General features: G+C 33.1%; 14 protein-coding genes. 9 read left to right on the top strand and 5 right to left on the bottom strand.

Annotated elements, in window-relative coordinates; translation table 11 throughout:
- Positions 1-90: 90 nt before the first annotated feature.
- From ABXT06_RS16430 to ABXT06_RS16415, 4 genes are all read right to left on the bottom strand, one after another.
- Positions 91-1,251 (bottom strand): 5-(carboxyamino)imidazole ribonucleotide synthase, encoded by a 1,161-nt coding sequence (locus ABXT06_RS16430; RefSeq protein WP_354591704.1) that lies wholly within the window; start codon positions 1,249-1,251, stop codon positions 91-93.
- 263 nt (positions 1,252-1,514) lie between these two features.
- The gene (locus tag ABXT06_RS16425) at positions 1,515-2,066 is read right to left on the bottom strand and encodes a HEAT-like fold family protein (protein ID WP_354591703.1); all 552 of its coding nucleotides are present in this window, start codon (positions 2,064-2,066) and stop codon (positions 1,515-1,517) included.
- A 23-nt stretch (positions 2,067-2,089) separates the two neighbouring features.
- A complete protein-coding gene (locus tag ABXT06_RS16420) occupies positions 2,090-4,180 on the bottom strand; it encodes a TonB-dependent receptor (RefSeq protein ID WP_354591702.1) in 2,091 nt (696 codons plus the stop codon).
- 174 nt (positions 4,181-4,354) lie between these two features.
- Complete coding sequence (locus tag ABXT06_RS16415; protein WP_354591701.1) at positions 4,355-5,638, bottom strand: PQQ-dependent sugar dehydrogenase; 1,284 nt, start codon at positions 5,636-5,638, stop codon at positions 4,355-4,357.
- Positions 5,639-5,825: 187 nt separating this feature from the next.
- Between ABXT06_RS16415 and hpt the strand changes: the two genes are divergently transcribed.
- The 5 genes from hpt to ABXT06_RS16390 all read left to right on the top strand — a co-directional run bounded on the left by hpt (position 5,826) and on the right by ABXT06_RS16390 (position 11,957).
- Positions 5,826-6,356: a hypoxanthine phosphoribosyltransferase gene (gene hpt / locus ABXT06_RS16410; RefSeq protein WP_354591700.1), complete on the top strand. Its 531-nt coding sequence runs from the start codon at positions 5,826-5,828 to the stop codon at positions 6,354-6,356.
- Positions 6,357-6,432: 76 nt separating this feature from the next.
- The gene (locus ABXT06_RS16405) at positions 6,433-7,005 is read left to right on the top strand and encodes an adenylate kinase (RefSeq protein ID WP_057114947.1); all 573 of its coding nucleotides are present in this window, start codon (positions 6,433-6,435) and stop codon (positions 7,003-7,005) included.
- Between the two features lie 209 nt (positions 7,006-7,214).
- Positions 7,215-8,489 (top strand): hemolysin family protein, encoded by a 1,275-nt coding sequence (locus ABXT06_RS16400; RefSeq protein WP_354591699.1) that lies wholly within the window; start codon positions 7,215-7,217, stop codon positions 8,487-8,489.
- 143 nt (positions 8,490-8,632) lie between these two features.
- Entirely contained in the window at positions 8,633-9,634 is a 1,002-nt protein-coding gene (obgE, locus tag ABXT06_RS16395; RefSeq protein WP_354591698.1) for a GTPase ObgE, read from the top strand.
- Positions 9,635-9,812: 178 nt separating this feature from the next.
- A complete protein-coding gene (locus ABXT06_RS16390; RefSeq protein WP_354591697.1) occupies positions 9,813-11,957 on the top strand; it encodes a S46 family peptidase in 2,145 nt (714 codons plus the stop codon).
- 77 nt (positions 11,958-12,034) lie between these two features.
- Here the strand turns inward: ABXT06_RS16390 and ABXT06_RS16385 are convergent, their stop codons facing one another.
- Positions 12,035-18,343, bottom strand: a complete 6,309-nt coding sequence (locus tag ABXT06_RS16385) for an alpha-2-macroglobulin family protein (RefSeq protein ID WP_354591696.1) — start codon at positions 18,341-18,343, stop codon at positions 12,035-12,037.
- A gap of 216 nt (positions 18,344-18,559) precedes the next feature.
- On the opposite strand from ABXT06_RS16385, the gene ABXT06_RS16380 reads away from it, so the two are divergent.
- From ABXT06_RS16380 to ABXT06_RS16365, 4 genes are all read left to right on the top strand, one after another.
- The gene (locus ABXT06_RS16380; protein ID WP_354591695.1) at positions 18,560-19,915 is read left to right on the top strand and encodes a UDP-N-acetylmuramate--L-alanine ligase; all 1,356 of its coding nucleotides are present in this window, start codon (positions 18,560-18,562) and stop codon (positions 19,913-19,915) included.
- Between the two features lie 127 nt (positions 19,916-20,042).
- The gene (gene radC, locus ABXT06_RS16375; RefSeq protein ID WP_354591694.1) at positions 20,043-20,732 is read left to right on the top strand and encodes a RadC family protein; all 690 of its coding nucleotides are present in this window, start codon (positions 20,043-20,045) and stop codon (positions 20,730-20,732) included.
- 3 nt (positions 20,733-20,735) lie between these two features.
- Positions 20,736-21,422 (top strand): YjjG family noncanonical pyrimidine nucleotidase, encoded by a 687-nt coding sequence (locus tag ABXT06_RS16370; RefSeq protein ID WP_354591693.1) that lies wholly within the window; start codon positions 20,736-20,738, stop codon positions 21,420-21,422.
- Positions 21,422-22,186: a hypothetical protein gene (locus ABXT06_RS16365; RefSeq protein WP_354591692.1), complete on the top strand. Its 765-nt coding sequence runs from the start codon at positions 21,422-21,424 to the stop codon at positions 22,184-22,186. Before ABXT06_RS16370 ends, ABXT06_RS16365 begins: the two co-directional genes overlap by 1 nt.
- The last annotated feature ends 1 nt before the right edge of the window (position 22,187 follow it).

Here is a 22,187-nt window from a genome sequence, read left to right as displayed (position 1 = left end):
TGTTTAGTTATAGGTACAGTTATTAATTGTATTGCGAAATAAATTAAGATTGTTAATCCAGAGATTTTTAATGCTTTTTTCATTTCATTATTAAGCGCTAATCACTTTTATAGTTTCCTTCACTTCCTGTGCAATTCTTCTTGCCTCAGCCATATCTTCATTTACAATTGTAACGTGACCCATTTTTCTGAAAGGACGTGTTTGTTTTTTTCCGTAAATATGTGGTGTAACGCCATCCCATCCTAAAATGGTTTCGATGTTTTCATATACTACGTTTCCAGAATGACCTTCGGCACCAACTAAATTTACCATAATTCCAGCAACTTTACTATCTGTGTTTCCTAACGGAAGATCTAAAATAGCGCGTAAATGATTTTCGAATTGTGAAGTATAACTAGCTTCAATAGAATAATGTCCAGAATTGTGTGGGCGAGGAGCAACTTCATTAACCAAAATTTCGTCATCCTGAGTCTGGAACATTTCAACTGCTAAAAGTCCAACGTGATTGAAGTTTTCTGAAACTTTCAAAGCAACAGCTCTTGCTTTTTCAGCTACTTTATCATCGATTCTTGCTGGACAGATTACGTATTCGACTTGGTTTGCTTCTGGGTGAAATTCCATTTCTACAACAGGATACGTTTTCATTTCTCCTGATGGATTTCTAACTACAATTACCGCCAATTCATTTTTGAACGGAACCATAGTTTCCGCAATGCATTCTACATTTGGAAGCGTATCTAAATCTGAAACCTGGCGAACTATTTTCACGCCATTTCCATCATAGCCAAACTCAGTGCATTTCCATACAAAAGGCAATTTGATAGTTGATTGTGGATTAACGATTTCTGATTTTAGATTTTCAAGGTTCTCAAATCTTGCAAAAGGTGCGGTTGGGATATTATTTTTAGCGTAAAAATCTTTTTGAACGCCTTTATTCTGAATTCCTTTTAAAGTTTTTGGAGAAGGATATACTTTTACGCCTTCATTCTCTAATTGTGTTAAAGCTTCAAGATTTACCAATTCGATTTCGAAAGTCAAAACATCGACTTGTTTTCCAAAGTTGTAAACCGTATCATAATCCATTAAATCGCCTTGAAAAAACTTGTTGCAGGCAATTTTACTAGGTGCTTCGTCGCTTGGATCTAGTACGTAAGTTTGTATGTCAAATTTTCTAGTGTCGAACAAAAGCATTTTACCTAATTGTCCGCCACCTAATATTCCTAATTTAAAATCAGAAGAAAAATAATTCATTTTGTGTTGTGTTTTTGCAAAGATACTTTTTAATCTTTTTTTAGCCAAAATTTAGTTTTTCTGCTATGGATTGATAAAGTTTTGCCACAGATTTAAAGGATTAAAAAGATTTTTCTCTTTGTGGGTTTTTGGTTGCCACGAATTCCACGAATTTTCACTAATTTTTTAGGTTGAATTTGAAAAAAAATAATTCGTGGAAATTCGTGGAATTCGTGGCGAAAAAAAATCATTTTAATCTTTCTAATCTGTGGCTAACAAAAAAACTATTTTATTTTCTTCAAAACTTCTTTTGCGACGGCTTTGTATGCGGCGGAATGGTCTCCGAAATCTTTATCAATAATCACTTTTAGTTCGGGATGAATCCAGTCGTAATAATTTCCTAAAATAAATAAAGTGCGGATCGAATACGCTTTTGTGGCAACTTTTGTATCATTAATTAACCAGTCAAAAGAAGCTTCAATACAATCTTGAAGATTTTCTTCGGAGAGTTTTATACCATTTTCGTTTTTCTTATAATGCGATTTTACTAAAAGCTGAACGATTTTTGCAATCGGACGCATGGAACTTTCGTCTTTTAAAACTTTTAAATTAGAACAGAAAAAATCAAGATGAGGTTGGAGCCAATTTAATTCTTCGTAAGAAACAAATTCTAAAATCCAGCAGGCTTTATGATTGTTTTTGTCTTCGGGCGAAAAGCAAATAGAAACCAATTCACTAAAAAGTGTAGGGTTTTCTAAAACGTCCTGTGCCGTTTTGAGACGATTTTCTCTGTAAGCATTGACATAATCTAGTTTTTTCTGCAGTTCGGAAAGCATTGTTTTTGATGTTTAATACGTCGCTAAAATAAGTAATTTAATGAGATAATTCCGTAATAGTTTATTGGTAGACCTGGATAATAAAATCTTGGTTGCGTATTTCCAACTCCTGTTGCATTGGTCAAAATCATCGATGCATATTTTTGATTTGTTACGTTATTTATTCCTGCATCCAAATGTGCTTTTAATCCAGATAAAATCTCAAATTGATATCCCGTTTTTAAATTTAGCAAAGAATAAGAATCTGAAAAATTGGCGTTTGAATCATTCATTGGAATTTTATCTGTAAACTGAAAATCAGCAGAAAAATAAAATCCTGATTTTACGTTTAAAGTAAAACCTGCGTTTGCAGTATTGGCTGGAACTCCGGTGAGTTTATTTCCAGAGAAATCTTTTCCATTATCGACAAATTCTTTGAATTCATAATTTCCAATTGAAGAGCCAACATAAGAATTTAGAGTAAAAATTCGATTGATCGGCCAATTATGATTTAAGGAAATTTCAATTCCTTCATGAAAAGTTTTCCCGGCATTTACACCTTCGTATTGATCGTCTCCGATTCTTTTAGCAACTAGTAAATCTTTAATTTCCATTCGATACATGGCAATTTCGGTGTAGAGTTTTTTACCGAAAAAATGCAATTTTCCACCTAATTCAAAATTATAACCTGTTTCGGGCTTAATGTCTTGATTGATATTTCCTGCTGAAGTTAAAGTTTCTTCAGTTGCAGGAAGAGAAAATCCTCGGCTTACAGAAAAGTAAAAAGTTCGGATTTCATTTGGCTTAAATAAAAAAGAAAGTTGTGGCGAAAAAATTCCATCATAACTATATTTTTCCTTCGGATTATTCGCGGAAGCGGGAAAATCATTCTGCAGTTCGAATTTGGTTTTGTTGTAATTTAAACCTGCTTGAATCTCAAATTGATCATAAAGCAAAGTTCTGATTTGCGAGAAAACATTATAAAAATGCCTTTTTTGATCGGTTGCCGTAAGTTGGTCGCCTTGCAAACTTCCATTTCCGTTATTTTGCTGATATAAGTTTTGAAAAGTATTTCCACTATAATTATCTCTGAAATATTCTAATCCTGCAATAAACTGATTTTTGACTTTTCCGATATTGAAATCTCCCGAAAATTGAGTTCGTACACCCGAAGCAAAAGTATATTGGCGTAAAATGTCAAAAGGACGAGGTTCGTTGCTGTCTTTATAATTGATAAAAACGGAAGTTGAATTTTGCAGATGATCGTTTAATTTAAAATCATAAGCCAATCCTGCCAAAGTAGATTTATATTCTTTAAAACCTTTTGAATTGACCCAAGTAGGCGCGCCCGCCTGCGGATTATTTTCGAAAGTCGTTTTATTAATCGAACTCGGAATGTAAGCTTTTAAATAAGTGTAATTAGAAAAATAAGTCAGTTTGCTGTTTTTCTTTCTGAATAATTCACCGCCGAGCGTAATTCCTTCGCGATTGTAAGCGCTATTTTCGCGCCAGCCGTCTGTTTTTAAATTGTGATAACTCAGATTTAGTGAAGCACTTTTTTCATTCAGATTAAAACCAATTCTGTTTTTCAATAATCCAAAAGAGCCAAAAACAGAACTTATTTCGGTTTGATAATTTCCTTTATTGAATATTTGAGGCGAAATTAAAATTGCTCCGCCCAAACCCGCTCCGTAAATACTCGAAAGCGGACCTTTAATCACTTCAACCTGATTGATGTTTTGAAGATCAATATCATCAATAACCGTTTCGCTATTTCCAGATGTCAGCGGAATATTTCCATAAAAAGCTCTGATTTTATTGGTTCCGTATGGAGTTCTGGCTCCAATTCCTCGAATCGAAATTCGGGTTGTGGTAATATTCGACGATTGCATAAAAACACCGGGAATTGTATTTATGACATTGCTGATATCTGTAGCATTATTTCGAAGTAATTCTTTTTTCGATAAAATTCCAATTGAAGCTGGACTATTCTGTAAATCGCGATTAATATGAAGCGGACTTATTAAAACTTCGTTCAGTTTTTGAGTTTTGACAGAATCAATATTTTCTTGTGCCGAAATGTTTTTAGAAACAAAAAAAATCAAAAGAAAAAGAAAACATTTTTGAAAAGGCATAAAAGTGCGGTTTTATTTTAACACATAGAAACATAGCATTGATTGAGGCAAAAAAGGCGTTTTACTTGTCAAAAGCCACATAGAAAAACTATGTGTGAAAACGAGTTTTCTTAATAACATCTTTTAAACAAAAATCTATGTCTCTATGTGTTTAAAATCTTTGTGTTTGAATTTTTATTTGTTGGCTGTAACTTTCCAAATTGTATTGCTGCTATCGTCATTTACCAGAAGCGATCCATCATTCATAACCGTCACAGCAACTGGACGACCATAAACTTCAGCTTTGTTTTCATCAGAAATAAAACCAGTTAAAAAATCCTCTGGTTTTCCTGAAGGTTTTCCATCTTTAAAAGGAACAAATAAAACTTTGTAACCTGAAATTACAGATCGGTTCCAAGAACCATGCTGACCTACAAATGCTCCATTTTTGTATTTTGCAGGAAAAGCATCTTTAGTGTAAAAAGCTAATCCCAAAGAAGCAGTGTGAGCACCAACTGGAACATCTGGAACAATAGCTTTTTCTATCAAATCTTTTCGTTCACCTTTCCCTTTCCATCTCGGATCCGGAATACTTCCAAAATACGAGTAAGGCCATCCATAAAAACCGCCTCTTTTCACGCTCGTAATATAATCTGGAACCAAATCGTCACCAAGTTCATCTCTTTCATTTACTGCAGTCCAAAGTTCCTTTTTGTTGGCCGGATTCCAGTCCATTCCCATTGGGTTTCTAAGCCCGTCAGCATAAATTTTTTCGTCGGTTCCGTCAGAATTAATTTCTAAAATTGCCGCACGGCGAATTTCTTTATCCATTCCGTTTTCTCCAACATTACTTCCTGACCCAACACCAATATAAATTTTTGTTCCTTCAGGATTAGCGAGTAAACTTCTTGTCCAGTGATTGTTGTATCCGCCAGCAGGAAGCTCAACGATTTTAGTTCCTTTGGTTTCTAGTTTTAATGGGGCGTTTTTATAAGGATAACGGTAAAGTCCGTCAGTATTGGCAATGTAAAAAAAGTCGTTAAGAATTAGCATTCCTAAAGGTCTGTTTAAGCCAGATTTAAAAACTTCGCGAGTTTCATATTTTCCATCTTTATCTTTGTCGCGCAAAACTATAATTTGGTTTTTGCTTGTTCTGGTTCCGCTTTCAACAACAAAAATATCGTTGTTTGGCCCGATATAACTCCAACGCGGATTCTCAAAACCGTCGGCAAATTTTGTAACAGTAAAACCTTCGGGAGCTTTTGGAGTTTTACCTTCTGGCCAGCCTATAACTTTACTGTTCTTTGTTTTAGATTCGGTCGCATAGGGTGGAGGGAGCGTAATATCTCCAATGGCAGTTTTAACTACATTTGCTGGCTGTTTGGCAAGAGCTTCCTTTTCTTCTTTTTTAACCTGTCCGTTACAGGCAGTCATTAAGGCCAGTAGTGGTATAGAAAACAGGGCTAAGGATTTTTTCATCGGTTTTTTGGAGTTAAATAATTATATCACAACAATTTACTGAAAATTCTTATAGTGTCAAAAAATGATTTGTAAACATTAACTGATATTTAACATTCACAAAAAATATCTCGAATACAGTTTATTTTGATAGAAGCAGTTAAGTTGTAATTCTGTATCTTTGTCCATTATTTTAAAAAGAAAAATAATGATACAACTTCACGATAAACAATTTGTTCCGTTTATTTCGGCTAAAGAAATTGATTTTGCTTTAACTAAACTAGTTGCTCAGGTAGAAGATGATTTTGGAGATGATACGCCAATATTTATTGGAGTTCTAAATGGTGCTTTTATGGTGGTGTCAGATTTTCTGAAAAAATATAAAAAACCATGTGAGGTTTCGTTTATCAAAATGGCATCTTATGAAGGAACTGAAACAACAAATGCAGTTAAAGAACTAATTGGAATTAACCAAGATTTGTCTGGAAGAACGGTAATTGTCATTGAAGATATTATTGATACCGGAAACACAATCGAAGAATTAAAGCACTTGTTTAAAGCGCAAAATGTAAAGCATTTTAAAATTGCGACATTATTTTTTAAACCAGAAGCTTATAAAAAAGATATTAAAATAGATTATATCGGAATTCGTATTCCGAACAAGTTTATTGTTGGTTACGGGTTAGACTACGATGGTTTAGGAAGAAACTTAACCGAAATTTACAAATTAGCAGAATAACAAAATAACAAAACACAACTATATATTCATTTAAAGACTTCTAAAAAAATAAGAAGTAACAACACTCATTTCAATTATGATTAACATCGTTTTATTTGGAAAGCCTGGTGCAGGAAAAGGAACTCAGGCAGAATTTTTAAAAGAAAAATACAATTTGACACACCTTTCAACAGGAGATATTTTTCGTTTCAATTTAAAAAATGATACTGAACTAGGAAAAAAAGCAAGAGTTTTTATGGACAATGGAGAATTAGTTCCATGTGAAGTAACAACTGCAATGTTAATTGATGAGGTTAAAAAACATCCGGATACAGCAGGATTTTTGTTCGACGGTTACCCGAGAACAATCAACCAAGCTGAAGCTTTAGATAAATTTTTACCAACAATTGGGTCAAGCGTAACAGCAACAATTGCTTTAGAAGCAGATGACGAAATTTTGGTGGCACGTTTATTAGAAAGAGGAAAAACAAGCGGAAGAGCAGATGATCAAGACGAAGAAAAAATTCGTGTGAGATATCAGGAATACAATGAGAAAACAGCTCCGCTTATTGGATATTACAAAGAACAGAATAAATTTCATGCCGTAGACGGTATCGGAACTATCGAACAAATTACAGAGCGCTTAACGTCAGTTATAGATAATTTGTAGAAGCTTTTTCCAGCTGTGCGTTGCGAGTCCTCGCTAAAAAAACTATTTTTCTATACCATAAAATGAGCTTCCTTCGGGCGCTATTTTCTGGCAAGAAAAATTAGTTTTTTTAGCTCCGGGCTCTTCTCTTCCATCTGGGCTATTTTAGATTACGATTACAAATTACAAATTACATTAACGAGACTATTTTATAACGAATCCCCTATCAATTGGAAATACTAATAATATTTTTTCTAATTCTACTAAACGGAGTTTTCTCCATGTCTGAAATCGCTTTGATTTCGGCCCGTAAAAACAGGCTTGAAACCGCCGCGAAAAAAGGAAATAAAAGTGCTAAAACAGCACTCGATTTAGCTAATTCCCCAAATAAATTTTTATCGACAGTTCAAATCGGAATTACCTTAATCGGAATTTTGACCGGTATTTATTCTGGAGATAAAATTACTGCCGATGTTGAGGTTTTTGTAGCAGGTTTTGCAGTTTTAAAACCTTATGCACATTCCATTGCAGTTGGAATTGTGGTTGTGGTTTTAACTTTCTTCTCATTGGTTTTAGGAGAATTACTTCCAAAACGAATCGGATTAAATTATCCAGAAGCTATTGCTAAAATGGTTGCAATGCCAATGAAAGTGATTTCGATAATCACTGCGCCGTTTATTTGGCTGTTAACTTCTTCAACAGATTTCTTGTTGAATATTTTACAGATCAAACCAACCGCTGATGGAAAAGTAACCGAAGAAGAAATTAAAGCCATCATTAAAGAAGGAACCGAAGTTGGAGAAGTTCAGGAAATTGAACAAGATATTGTGGAGCGTGTTTTTCATATTGGAGATAGAAAAGTAAGTTCGTTAATGACACACCGTAAATCGGTTGACATGTTGCCTTTAAAAGCTGACAAAGCCAAAATTAAAGAACTGGTAGTTCAGGATTTGCATGCGGTTTATCCCGTTTACAATGATAACTATGATGATATAGTTGGAGTGGCAACTCTAAAAAATATATTTGCGAATATTGAAAACGATAATTTCGATTTTTCATCAATTATAACTGATGCACCTTATTTGATGGAGCAGACTACGGCTTACAAAGCTTTGGAAAACTTCAAAAAAACAGGAATTCATTACGCTTTAGTTTCAGATGAATACGGTGTTTTTCAAGGTATGATTACATTGAATGATATTTTGGAAGCTTTAGTTGGTGATGCATCAGAATTTTATAAGGATGAATTCCAGCTTATAGAAAGAGAAGACGGTTCGTGGCTGGTTGACGGACATTATTCGTTACACGATTTCTTAACTTATTTTGAGTTAGATGAATTAACAAACGATTACGAAGTAAACACCGTAAGCGGAATGATTATGACTGAGCTTTCGCATATTCCAAAAGAAGGAGAAAAATTAGTTTGGCAGAAATTCGTCCTGGAAGTTATTGACATGGATGGCGTTAAGATTGATAAAGTGCTTGTAAGAGCTTTAAAAGAATAGGTAAAATAGTTTTCAGTCTCGGTTTTCAGTCTCAGTTTGGTACTGAAAAATGCGACTGCAACTGAAAAATAAATAAAATAGAATTTAGAAAAAGAGTTTCGAGCAATCTGAAATCTAAAATCTAAAATCTGAAATTCAGAAAAATGACAGAAGGAAATTTTGTAGATTACGTTAAAATATTTGTTTCTTCCGGAAAAGGAGGCAAAGGATCTACGCATTTGCATAGAGAAAAATTTATTCAATATGGTGGCCCTGATGGAGGGGATGGAGGCCGTGGTGGGCATGTGTATTTAGTTGGAAACAAAGGACTCTGGACATTATTTCACTTAAAGTTTGCGCGTCACATTAAAGCGGGTCACGGTGGAGATGGTGGAGGTGATCGTAGTACTGGTGCAGATGGAGAAGATAAATTCATTGAAGTTCCGTTAGGAACCGTCGTAAAAGACAAAGAAACAGGCGAAACACTTTTCGAAATAACAGAAGATGGCGAAAAACAAATTCTGGCAAGAGGAGGAAAAGGAGGTTTAGGAAACTGGCATTTTAGAAGTTCGACCAATCAAACACCTCGTTACGCGCAGCCTGGTTTGGCTGGTGTAGAAATGGATATTATTCTGGAACTTAAAGTTTTGGCCGATGTCGGTTTAGTTGGTTTTCCAAATGCTGGAAAGTCTACATTACTTTCGGTTTTAACTTCAGCAAAACCAAAAATTGCCGATTATCCGTTTACGACTTTAAAACCAAATTTAGGAATTGTAGCTTACAGAGATTTTCAATCTTTTGTAATTGCAGATATTCCTGGAATTATTGAAGGTGCTGCCGAAGGAAAAGGTTTAGGGCATTACTTCTTGCGTCATATTGAACGTAATTCGACTTTGTTGTTCTTAATTCCAGTTGATACTGCAGACATTAAAGCGGAATACGATATTTTGGTTAATGAATTAACAAAATATAATCCTGAAATGCTTGACAAAGAGCGTCTTGTCGTAATTTCTAAATGTGATATGCTGGACGATGAACTGAAAGCTGAGCTAAAAGCAGAATTAGACGTTTCTTTCAAAGATGTTCCATACATGTTTATATCTTCTGTTGCACAACAAGGTTTGACCGATTTGAAAGACAGACTTTGGAAAATGCTTAATGAGTAAAAAAAAAACAATTCATTATATCTAAAAAGTGTTCTGGAAACAGAGCACTTTTTTTGTTTGTGAAATGTTAAATTCGTAATAAAAACCTAAAAACACACCGTCTTATTTAATTTTAGAATTGTTTGAGATGGAATAATTGTCAAAATGGTTTATATTCGCATCACTTAAACAAAATAACATGAAAAAAGTAATTTTATTCTTGACCATGTGCCTTATGGCTTTCCCAATGAGAGCTGATGAAGGGATGTGGTTTTTGATGTTTATCGAGAGATTGAACCATAGAGATATGGAAAAAATGGGCTTGCAATTGACAGCCGAAGAAATTTACAGTATCAACAATCATAGTTTGAAAGATGCGATTGTGCAATTCAATGGAGGATGTACAGCTGAAATCGTTTCAAACAGCGGATTGGTATTGACAAATCACCACTGTGGATACAGTGCGATTGCAGAACTTTCGACTGCAGAGCAAAATCATTTGAAAAATGGTTTTTGGGCAAAAAATCGTTCTGAAGAATTAAAGCCTAAATCTTTGTTTGTTCGTTTCTTCGTTCGTATGGACGACGTTTCAAAAAGAATTTTGTCAAAAGTAAATGATACTATGACAGAAACTGAAAGAAACAAAATTATTCAGCAGGAAATAGCTTTAATCGAAAAAGAAAACAGCGAAAACGGAAAGTATACAGTTTCTGTTCGTCCTTTCTTTCAAGGAAATGAATATTACTATTTTGTTTACCAAGATTACACAGACGTTCGTTTAGTAGGAACTCCTCCTGAAAGTGTTGGTAAATTTGGTGGAGATACAGACAACTGGGAGTGGCCTCGCCAGACTGGAGATTTCTCTATGTTTAGAGTTTACGCAGATAAAGATGGAAATCCTGCAGCATATTCTAAAGACAATGTGCCATTACAGCCAAAACACCATTTGCCAGTAAGTTTAAAAGGAGTAAAAGAAAATGATTTTGCCATGATCTTAGGTTATCCAGGAAGAACAAACCGTTGGATGCCAGCTGGGGGAATTGAGCAAAACATTAAATATGCTTATCCTGCATGGGTTGAAGGTGCAAAAACAGGAATGGATGTAATGAAAAAGTATATGGATAAAGATGCAACTGTTCGTTTACAGTACGCTTCTAAATATGCTTCGACAGCAAACTACTGGAAAAATCGCCAAGGTATGATCGATGCTTTAACAAAAGCTGGAACGGTTGATACTAAAACCGAACAAGAAGATAAGTTCTACGAGTGGGCTACTAAACCTGCAAACAAAGAGAAATACGAAAATGTAATTCCAACTATCAACGATTATTACAGAGAAACAAACTTAAAAGCACGTCATGATAATTATTTGACTCAGCTTTTACGTACTTCTGCTTATGCAACTGGACCTGCTAATTTAGGAAATGCATTAATTGCTTACTACAAAGAAAATGATGCTAAAAAAGCTGAAATGCTTCCTAAAATCAATGCAATGGTAGAAAACATTTATGGAGATTTTTATGCGCCACTAGAAAAAGATATTTTAACAGCTCAATTGAACTTGTACGCTTCTAAAGCAGCAGAGTATGGACTAGCTCCAGAAGTTGCAAAAATGAAAACAGCTAATAATGGAGATTTTACTGCAGATGTAGCAAAAGCAACTGAGATTAGCTATTTTACAAGCAAAGAAAAAGTATTGGCATTTTTAGCAGATCCAAAACCATTAGCGATTGTACACGATCCGTTGTACATCATTTCTAATGATTTATTGACAAAGTATCGTGCTAAAACAGACGACCAAGCAAAAGCGGATGATGGTTTTGCAACGGCTTACCGCAAATTGGTTGAAGGTTTAAGAGAGTCTAAGTTAAATGCAATTAAATATCCAGATGCAAACTCTACTTTGAGATTGACATACGGAAAAGTTCGTGCTTTACCAGCAGATCCTCGTAACGACGCAAAAATCAACAACTATACTACAATGGAAAGTATGGTTAAAAAATACAAAGCAGGAGATCAGGAATTTGATTTGCCAGCTCGTTTGTTAGAATTGAACAAGAAAAAAGATTTCGGACAATATGCTGATAAAGCAGGTTACATGCCAGTAAACTTCTTAACTGACAACGATATTACTGGAGGAAACTCTGGTTCACCAGTTCTTAACGGAAAAGGAGAATTAATCGGAATTGCTTTTGACGGAAACATCGAAGCAATGGCTGGTGACGTTATTTTTGATTCTAATTTACAAAGAACAATCAACGTAGATATTCGTTATGTACTTTGGATTATCGACAAATACGCAGGAGCTAAAAATATTATAGATGAATTGACGATTGCTAAATAATCTCAATTTCTAAAAATTTTTCCGCTACGAATTCACGAATTAACTGAATAAAATTCGTGAATTCGTGGCGGATTTTTTTATTGAACTTTCACTCGAATTCCTTTTGTATGGCTTGCAAATTCTGGTGCATACATACTTTGAATTGTTGTAATTCCATTTGAGAATTCTCCGCTATTATTTACTCGAATATCATATTCTAAAACATAAGTTCCTTTATTGATTTGATCAAAAAAGAAATGTGTTGCTGCGTCTTTTGTACTTATATAATATCCTAAACGGTTTTTATATTTATATTCAGAAAGAACATTTACAGGCTCAAAACATGAGGCACGCATATCTTTTAAATGAATATATTCTGAATCTTCTTTAGCTCTAATAATTAAACGGACTGTAACTAAATCTCCTGTTTTTAGAGAATTTTTATTCGTTATCTTTTGTAATTCGTTACCTTTTAGGGTGTTTTTCTTTAGATATAATTCTTTCGAAACCGATAAAACTGCTCCCGAATTATTTTTGATTTTATCTAAATCTTCAAAATATTGCCAATAGGCACCACCAAAACCAGAAACTTTAGATTTATTTTGAATTTTGATAGAAGCCATTTCTTTTTTCACTTCTTCAGCTTTCCAGTTTAGTTTGATGTAACCTGTTTCGGCTTCTTTTTCATTTTCGGCTAATTTTTTAGTTAAGATTTTTTCATCTCCCAATTTGATGACCGTATTGTCTTTTACCGATAGCCAATCAGTTCCTTGCATCAATAAAGCATAAATGGCTTCGGTTGTTGATTTTGTTGTCGGCCAGTTTTTGGTTTGTTTGTTTTTTAATAGCCAAACTTTCATCGCATCTACCGATTTGGTGTCATTATTTATTTCGGCGAAAGCCTCAATCAATAAAGCCTGTGTTTCTATTGGAGCTTGGTACCAATACCACCCCGCTTTATTAGCAATCCAATACATTCCCCAGTCTTCATTGTTAGATGCCGTTTCTTTCAAATTTTCGATAATTTTCTTCGCACTTTCTTTTTCTCCAAATCGGTTTAAAGTTAATGCCGCCAAACCTTTTTCATAAATAGAATAATTCAGCCAGTCTTTTTTAGCTGATTCTAAATATAGTTTTGAAGCTTTTTTCAAAGTATCAGATAATGGATATTTCTCCAAATAAAAACTTCTGGTATATAAATAATGCAAATCAGAATACGGATTGATCCAGATTAATTTGTCAGTTGCTTTTAAGTTTTTAGTTCTGGTTTGATGGTATTCTAAGAATTTATTGTCTAAGAATGGAATTCCAGTTTTAGCAATTTGATCTATATTCGAAGTATTGTTGATGCTTAATTTTTCTAAATGACCTAGACCCGCTAGAATGTGTCTAGTGATGTATTCGCTTTCATCATTTCCGTCAAACCAGCCAAATCCTCCAGAGGCTTTTTGTTTTTGTTTTAGTTTTTCGTAAGTCGCTTCTTGCGAAGTTTTCATTTTTTCTAAATCAAATAAAAGTGCTATGTTTTTCTTTTTTTCATCTTCACTTTGGGTGTCGTTTAGCCAAGGTGTTTCGGCAAGAATAAGTGATTTTAATTCTTCGTTTTCTTCTAGTTTAGAATTTGGCTTCTCATTTTTTCTCCAAGTTTCGAAAACACTTTCAATATTTGGATTGCTTGAAATGATTTTAGAAGCTAAGGCATTTGCATAATAACGTGCAAAAGTTTGTTCGGCACATTCATGTTCATATTCCATTAAATACGGTAAAGATTGAATGGCAAGCCAAGTTGGGTTTGAAGTATATTCTAATGTAAACTGATGATTTTTTAATGTTTTAGAGTTATTGTTTTTTAAGTTTTCAAATGTGTAATCTTTGGTGGAATTCTCACGAACCCAAATCGGAATACTTTCTGTAACCAGCATATTATTTGTCAAAACTGGAATAATATTTTCTTCTCCATCCGAAAAATTACCTGCTTTTGCCACAATTTTATACTGTATGCCTTGCAAACCTTCAGGAATTGTAATCGTCCAACTTGCAGTTGTATTTCCGTATGGCGAAACTGTAAAGTTTTTGATGTTTTTTGCATTGAGCATTTTGGCATCAATTGGCTGCATGGATACCGCATCAAAAAACTGTAAACTTGCAATTCCGGTTTTCGCTTCGGCGGTAACATTTGAGATTTTACTGCTGATTACAATAGTATCTTTTTCTCTAAAGAATCTAGGGAAATTTGGCAGAACCATTAATTCCTTCTGTGTAATTACACTTTTCTCCAAATAACCCGAAACGGCATCTTTATTATGTGCTAATAAACGAAGTTTCCAAGCGGTCAAAGCTTCTGGAGAAGTAAAGTTGAAACTCACTTTTCCTTTCGAATCGGTTCTTAGATTTGGATAAAAGAAAGCGGTTTCGGAGAGATCTTTTCTGGCTTTTACTTGGGTTAAATCCTGCATTGCACTTTTAGTGACTACAATTATAACTCCATTTTTACCTTTTTCTCCATACGAAGCTTTTACTTTCTCATCTTTGACAACAAAAATCTCAAGAATATCTTCTATTTTCAGCTTTTTAAAATCTTCTTCTGTTGATGATTTTCCATCAATTATAAATAGTGCTGTAGAATTGGTAGATAAGCCATCACTAATAATTTTTGGAGAGACAAATTTTACGCTATCAACTTTAGCATATGCTGCCGATGTGCTATAAACAGCATTGTCTTCCTGAACTATTTCATTTAATGCTCCAGCTCCAATTGGTTCATCAACAGTTAGAACTGCATCTGGGTCTCCTTTTATAGTTTCGCTTGCTACTTTTTTATCTTTTAGTTCCGTAATTGTTATGGCTGCCGTTCCGTATCGACTAGAGTAAAAATTAAAACCAAACCAATTCAATTTAGTTTTTTCATTGCTAAAACTTGAGCGTATAAATCTAGCATTAAGATTCTCGATGGAGGCATAACTGTTATCAAAACCTAATGCGGTTTTAAAGTTTGAGCCATTACCGTGATATTCTTCAAAGTTTAAAGAATCCCAATTTTTTACAGAAAATTGATCTAAAGAGCTATCGTACATAGAAGCCAGAACTTCTGCTTCGTTTTTTGTATTAAAGCCATTTAGTTTAAAAGACCAATTCTCATTTGTTCCAGGCTGTATTTTGTTCCTAAAACTCTCTATAATCCATTCTAATTTTGGTTTTTGAGTTTTAAGGGGAATTAAAATTTGCTCATAATAGGTATCATTATCGAATACACATTGAAAATCTACCATCATTTGTTTTTCAAATTCCTTTTTTAGTGGAATTTTAATGGTTGTTTCATGATTTTGAAGATGCTCGAGATTTTCAAAATAGTTATTATTCTGATAATTGGCATTTGTTAAAACATAGAGTTCAGGGATAATTGATGTAATTTTTATGAGAACAAAACCATCTTTTTTAGGATCACTGTTAAGTTGTTCTGCAGTGAGTAATGTACTCGGATTAAATTTGTCTTTGCTTTGTTTGATTATGAAATTAGATGTTGTTTCAATAGGATTGCCAAAACTATCTTTTGCAGAAAATATAATTTTGTAATTGCCCGATTTATAATTTGAAATAAAATCTAGAATTATCTTTTTATCTTTTTGTGTATCTACATTCCTTGAAAATAGCACCGTTTCTTGAGAATTTTTGCTAGTCAGAATCTCTGAACTTTTTTCGTAGGGAAATAATCTTTCAAAATCCTCTGCCGAAATTGTTTCTATTTCAGGTTTTTCAAATTTTCTCGTTTTAAATTTTTTAGAAAGTGGGCTTAAATAATACATCTTTATTTCGCCTTTGACAGCCAAAAATTCTCCATTTAAATTAGTGCTAGTTAGAGCAATTTCGTTAGTGTTTTTAGTTTCTATCGTAGTTGGAATCTGTGTATTCAATAGCAAATCATGATAGCCAATTTTTACGTTTGTGAGAGCAGAATGTGTTTCGCCATTTATATCGGTAACAGTTGCTGAAATTTCATAATTAAAAATGGGTAAATTTTCTTTTGAATTGTTTTTAGGTGGTGTAGCATTAAAATCGAAAGTAAATCTCCCTAAGTTATCGGTTGTTGTTTCTCCAACTGCTAAAATTTCGTTTTCTTCACGCCCATAATAGTTTCGTAGATAAGTAGTATATCTTGATACCGTATATTTTACTACTGCATCAGATATGCTGCTTCCTGCAAAAGCTTTTGCGTTACCTTTTATTTTAACAGGTTGATTAAGCTGATAGCTTTCTTTTTTAGCATCAAAAGTCACCTCGAATTTTGGACGTTTATACTCTTCAACCTGAAAATACAATGAAGCATTGCTATAGTTTATAGATATCTGATTCCAATAAGCCTGATCAGTTTGAGGCGATTTTTCAGGTTTTTGCGCAATAATAACGTAACTGCCTGTTAATCCGGTCTTAGGTATTGTAAATTCACCAGAAAAAGAACCGTACTCATTGGTTGTTGCTTGAAACTTATTTATCGGCTGATTGTTTTTATCGTTTACAATAATCTGAAATGTTGTATTGGCAGTAACACTTGTCTTATTATTGTTTTTTTGAAAGGCAATTCCTTTATAAAAAACGGTTTGACCTGGTCTATAAATGGCGCGATCCAGATAGAATTCAATTTTTCCTTCTGGTTTTTCATTTTCAGAGAATTTGTAGTCTTGTATATATCGAAGATAATTTTTTTGTACCAAAATGCTATCGTTGTTCTGTATAAGTTTAATGAGTTCCTGTCTATAGTTGTAATCATACTCATTGGTTTCGGTTTTTAATCTTACGATTCCGTTTAAATCTGTTTTTCCATTTTGCTTAGCAAGTTCTACTTTAACATCATTTAATGGTTTTCCAGTTTTTCGATCTAAAGCCTGATAGGTTTCTATTTTATCTTTTCGAGATGCAAGAACTGAAATATTTGAGACTGTGAAAATTTCATAACCGAATGCTTTTCTATCTTGTGAATCTGAATTGCTTTCAAAATAAACCAAATAGTTTCCTATCGGTAATTTTGGCAGTAATACTTCTGTAGAATAATTGAAATAGTTTTGTTTATCGATCAAATTATAGCTTTCAGTTTTTATTGCATTTTGTTTTTGAACAATAGAATTGACTAAAGAATCTCGTTTAATTTCATACATTCTGCTTAACTCATTAACTTTTAAAAGATCAATCTTGTAAAAAGAAATTTTTAATTGATTGACATTCTTATAAGAAACGAAAGCTCTGGTGTTTTCATTTTCATAATTGTTTTTTTGAAATTGCAGCGTTACAATTTTTGATAAAATATCATACCTCTTAGAAGTTGCTATTTTTGCATCGTTTGTGTTTGCATCAATTTTAATAATTTCATTTAGCACCTCTAATGCTTTGATGTTGTTATTTGGATACAACTCTTTTGACGCTTGCTCTAACAGAATTTCTGCTTGCTGTAATTTTATGTCTTGAATAAGGTTTTTATCTTGAGTTTCGCTTTCAATTTTGTTTAGAAAAGCACTGAAATTTTCAGTCGATTTTAGTAAATAATTTTGGCAGAATTTAGCGCGTTCCAATTGGTTTTTTACTGATGGATTAGCTAATTCTAACTTTTGATAAAGTTCCAGAACTTTTTTAATGTTTGGGTTTTGTACAAAATCAAGATTTAATTCTAAAAATGAATTAGAGTTTCCTAAAAGCTGTTCATTATAGATTAAAAAATCACTGATATTAATGTTCCACGATTGTATTTTTTCAGTATAAAATTCGATGTTTTCTTTTAGTAGATAATTCCATAAAGTCTCTTCTTTGAATTTTTGTAAAGATGGAAATTCAAAAATGGCTTCGTATTTACTTAATGGGGTTGCTTTTAAAACAGCTTCGTTTTCTAAAGTTCTGTCAAAGGCTTTTGCAATTTCTTCTTCAGAAATTGGTTCATAAGGAACATAAGTTGAATGAGGAACTTCGACAGAATCGATTGCCATTTCATCATCGGTGACAACAGCAGCGGCTGAATCTATGACTGCTGCAGCTTCATCAACTACTGCAACTGCACTGTCAACTTCTATTGCTCCGTAGTCAAAATTATCAGAATTTTGTAAATGCTTTGCATAAATTAAATTCAAAATCGCTTTAGAAGGTATAGAAACGCGGTTAATGTCTCTTTTGAGATTATCTACTATTTTACTTTTTGAATTTTCATCTAGTACTTGCAAATATTTAGATTGATAAAAAAAACATTTTATCATCTGTTCTTCATCTTTTTTCGAAACTGATTTTTTGTAAATCTTTGCTACAGCTTCATTTGCCGATTTGATTTTGCCCTCGTTTTCAAGTGACATGACTTTAGTCCATTTTTTATCATTTTGCTGTCCAAAAATTGAGGTGGAGATTAATAAGAATACAAAAAGTATATTTTTCATAAGAAGGTTTTAATCTTTAGATGAATTATTTCGTTTATTGGTTGGGAGAGTTAGAAATTATTTTTAAAAATAATTTTCGTACAAATTAATAATTTATTTTCAAAACCAAATAGAGCATTCTATATTTCCTTATTTTTGAAGAATAATTACAGCGTTTTATTAGTTACTTACTATCTCGATTAACCGATGAAACAGTTTAACGATTAAACATTTTAAATGAAGACACATTTCATCGCCATTGGCGGAAGCGCAATGCACAATCTAGCATTAGCATTACATAATAAAGGATATCAAGTTACAGGAAGCGACGATGCTATTTTTGAACCTTCAAAATCAAGATTAGAGAAAAAAGGAATTCTTCCTGCAGAAATGGGTTGGTTTCCAGAAAAGATTACTTCAGATATTGATGCCATTATTTTAGGAATGCACGCAAAAGCAGATAATCCTGAATTATTAAAAGCGCAGGAATTAGGTTTGAAAATCTATTCATACCCTGAGTTTTTATACGAACAATCAAAAAACAAAACACGTGTTGTTATTGGAGGTTCACACGGAAAAACTACAATTACTTCGATGATTCTTCATGTAATGCATTACCACAATATTGCGGTTGATTATATGGTGGGAGCACAGCTGGAAGGATTTGATACAATGGTTCATTTGACTGAGGAAAATGATTTTATGGTTTTGGAAGGAGACGAATATTTATCTTCGCCAATTGATAGACGCCCGAAATTTCATTTATACCAACCGAATATTGCTTTAATTTCAGGAATTGCTTGGGATCATATTAATGTTTTTCCAACGTATGAGAATTACGTAGAGCAATTTGAAATTTTCATTAAAAAGATTACAAATGGCGGAATTTTGGTTTACAATGAAAATGACTCTGAAGTTAAACGTGTTTCTGAAGCAGCAACCAATCCGATTCGAAAAATTGCATATTCAACTCCACAATATTCTGTTAGCGATGGAGTAACTTTATTAAAAACGCCAGAAGGCGATATGCCAATTGAAGTTTTTGGAGCGCACAACTTAAATAATTTAGCTGGAGCAAAATGGATTTGCCAAAATATGGGAGTTGATGAAGCAGATTTCTACGAAGCGATCGCAAGCTTTAAAGGAGCTTCTAAACGTTTAGAAAAAATTGCAGAAGGAAAAGGAAAAGTAGCTTACAAAGATTTTGCTCATTCGCCAAGTAAAGTGGCTGCGACAACTAAAGCTGTAAAAGAACAATACCCAAACAGAACTTTGGTGGCTTGTTTAGAATTGCATACTTACAGCAGTCTAAATGCGGAGTTTTTAAAAGAATATGAAGGCGCTTTAGAATATGCCGATGTTGCTGTTGTTTTCTATTCTCCAGATGCTGTAAAAATTAAGCAATTAGAAGAAGTGACTTACGAACAGATTGCGAATGCTTTCAATAGAAAAGATTTGATTATTTATACTAATCCAGCCGAATTTAAAGAATATTTATTCAATTTGAATTTAGATAATTCAGCACTTTTATTAATGAGTTCAGGAAATTATGGAGGTTTGAATTTTGATGAAGTTAAGAATTTGATTAAATAGAAAATTAGTCAATTAGATAATTTGCCGACTGTATTAACAGTCGGCTTTTTTTGTTTAAAAACAGTATGAATTATTTGAAAGATTTTTCTTCTTTTTTGAATATCTTCGTCTTCTTAAAAATATTATTATGGAAGGGGTACATTTCGCTATAAAAAATTGGTCTGATGATGACAAACCTCGCGAAAAATTGATGCTCAAGGGAAAAGAGGCTTTGAGTGATGCAGAACTATTAGCAATTTTAATTGGTTCAGGAAGTCGTAATGAATCTGCGGTTGCGTTAAGTCAGCGTATTTTAGCGACAACAAAAAATCTAACTACTTTAGGAAAGATGTCTATTTCTCAATTGATGAAATTCAAAGGTATAGGTGAGGCAAAAGCTGTTTCAATTGTTTCGGCTTTAGAAGTGGGTAGGAGGCAAAGAATAGAAGATGTTGAAAAAGTAAAAAAAATAACTTCAAGTAAAGCCGTTTTTGATATTATGCAACCAATTATTGGCGAACTTCCGCATGAAGAATTTTGGGTGCTTTTTCTTAATAATTCAAATAAAGTAATTTCTAAATCTCAATTAAGTAAGGGAGGTATCGCTGGAACAATTGTAGATATACGGTTAGTCTTTAAATTGACATTGGAAAATGGTGCTACAGGCTTGATTTTGTGTCATAATCATCCTTCTGGTAGTTTAGTGCCAAGTAGTGCTGATAAGCAAATTACGAAGAAAATTAAAACTGCTGGAGAAATATTAGATGTTAAAGTTTTAGACCATGTTATTATAACTGAATCAAAATATTATAGTTTTGTAGATGAAGGAATTTTTTAATATATGAATACCAATATTACCGACATCTTTTTTGATTTAGATCATACTCTTTGGGATTTTGACAAAAACTCAGAAATGGCTTTTGATCGTATTTTTAAAAACAAATATCAAGAAATCGTTACTCAAGATTTTATCAAAGAATATATTCCGATCAATCAAGAATGCTGGCGATTGTATCAGAATGATAAAATTACGCATCAGGAATTACGCTATAATCGTTTAAAGTTATCTTTTGATGCTTTAAATTATGTTGTCTCGGAAGAGAATATTTTTGAAATTGCCAATGATTACATCGAGTTTCTTACCGACAATAATTATCTCTTTGATGGAGCAATTGAAGTTTTGGAATATTTAAAACCAAAATATAAACTTCATATCATTACAAACGGATTTGCTAATGTGCAGGAAAAGAAAATTAATAATGCTTCGCTTGGAGGTTATTTCAGTACGATTACAAATTCGGAATTAGCAGGTGTTAAAAAGCCAAATAGTATTATATTTGATTATGCATTAAATTTGGCTAACGCTTCAAAGCAGAACAGCATTATGATCGGAGACGATTTTGAAGCAGATGTAAACGGAGCTTTGAATGCTGGTCTAGATGCTATTTTCTTTAATGAGAAAAAAATGGCGGTTTCTGAAAATTATAAACAAATTAACCATTTATTAGAACTAAAAAAATATTTATAATGATGAGAATTAAATTTTTATTTGCTGCACTTTTATGTTCAGTTGTTGGATTTGCACAGTCTATTAATGATTACAAAGCTGTAATTATTCCTTTGAAATATGAGTTTATGAAGACTGATAATCAATATCGTTTAGCAACTTTAAGTAAGCAAAATTTGACTAAAGCTGGTTTTGAAGCTTTCTATTCAAATGAGCAGCTTCCTGATGGTTATACGGATCGTTGTCAGGTTTTGTATATTGATGTAGTGAAAGATAATGCTTTCTTGGTAACTAAGCTTATAGTGAACTTCAAAGATTGTTTTGGTCAGGTTGTTTATACTTCAGAAGTAGGAAGAAGTAAAGAGAAGGATTATGAGGTAGCTTACAAAGAAGCATTAGATAATGCTTTTAAGTCAGTCTTTGCTTTGCATTATAAATATAGTGGCAATCCGGTCGCAACTTCAAAAACACCTGTTCCTGTAAAAACTGCTGTGGCAGCAACTGCAGTTACTACTGTTGCAGCTACTCAAATAACTACTGCATCTTCGCCAGATTTGAAAGATCCAAATTTATTGTATGCTCAGCCAACAGAATCTGGTTACCAATTGATTGATAAAACACCAAAGGTGGTGATGAAGCTTTTTAAAACTTCTCAGCCAAATGTTTACATCGCAAGCAAAGATAACGTTCAAGGTTCTTTAATTTTAAAAGAAGATGGACAATGGTATTTTGAATCTTATCAGAATGATAAATTAGTTTCAGAAAAAATTGTAGTTAAATTCTAAA

Origin of the sequence: Flavobacterium sp. UW10123, from assembly GCF_040538975.1 — a bacterium.
Lineage (GTDB): Bacteria > Bacteroidota > Bacteroidia > Flavobacteriales > Flavobacteriaceae > Flavobacterium.
Note: the sequence above shows the minus strand (reverse complement) of the source record. Positions and strands in the feature narration are given on the sequence as shown.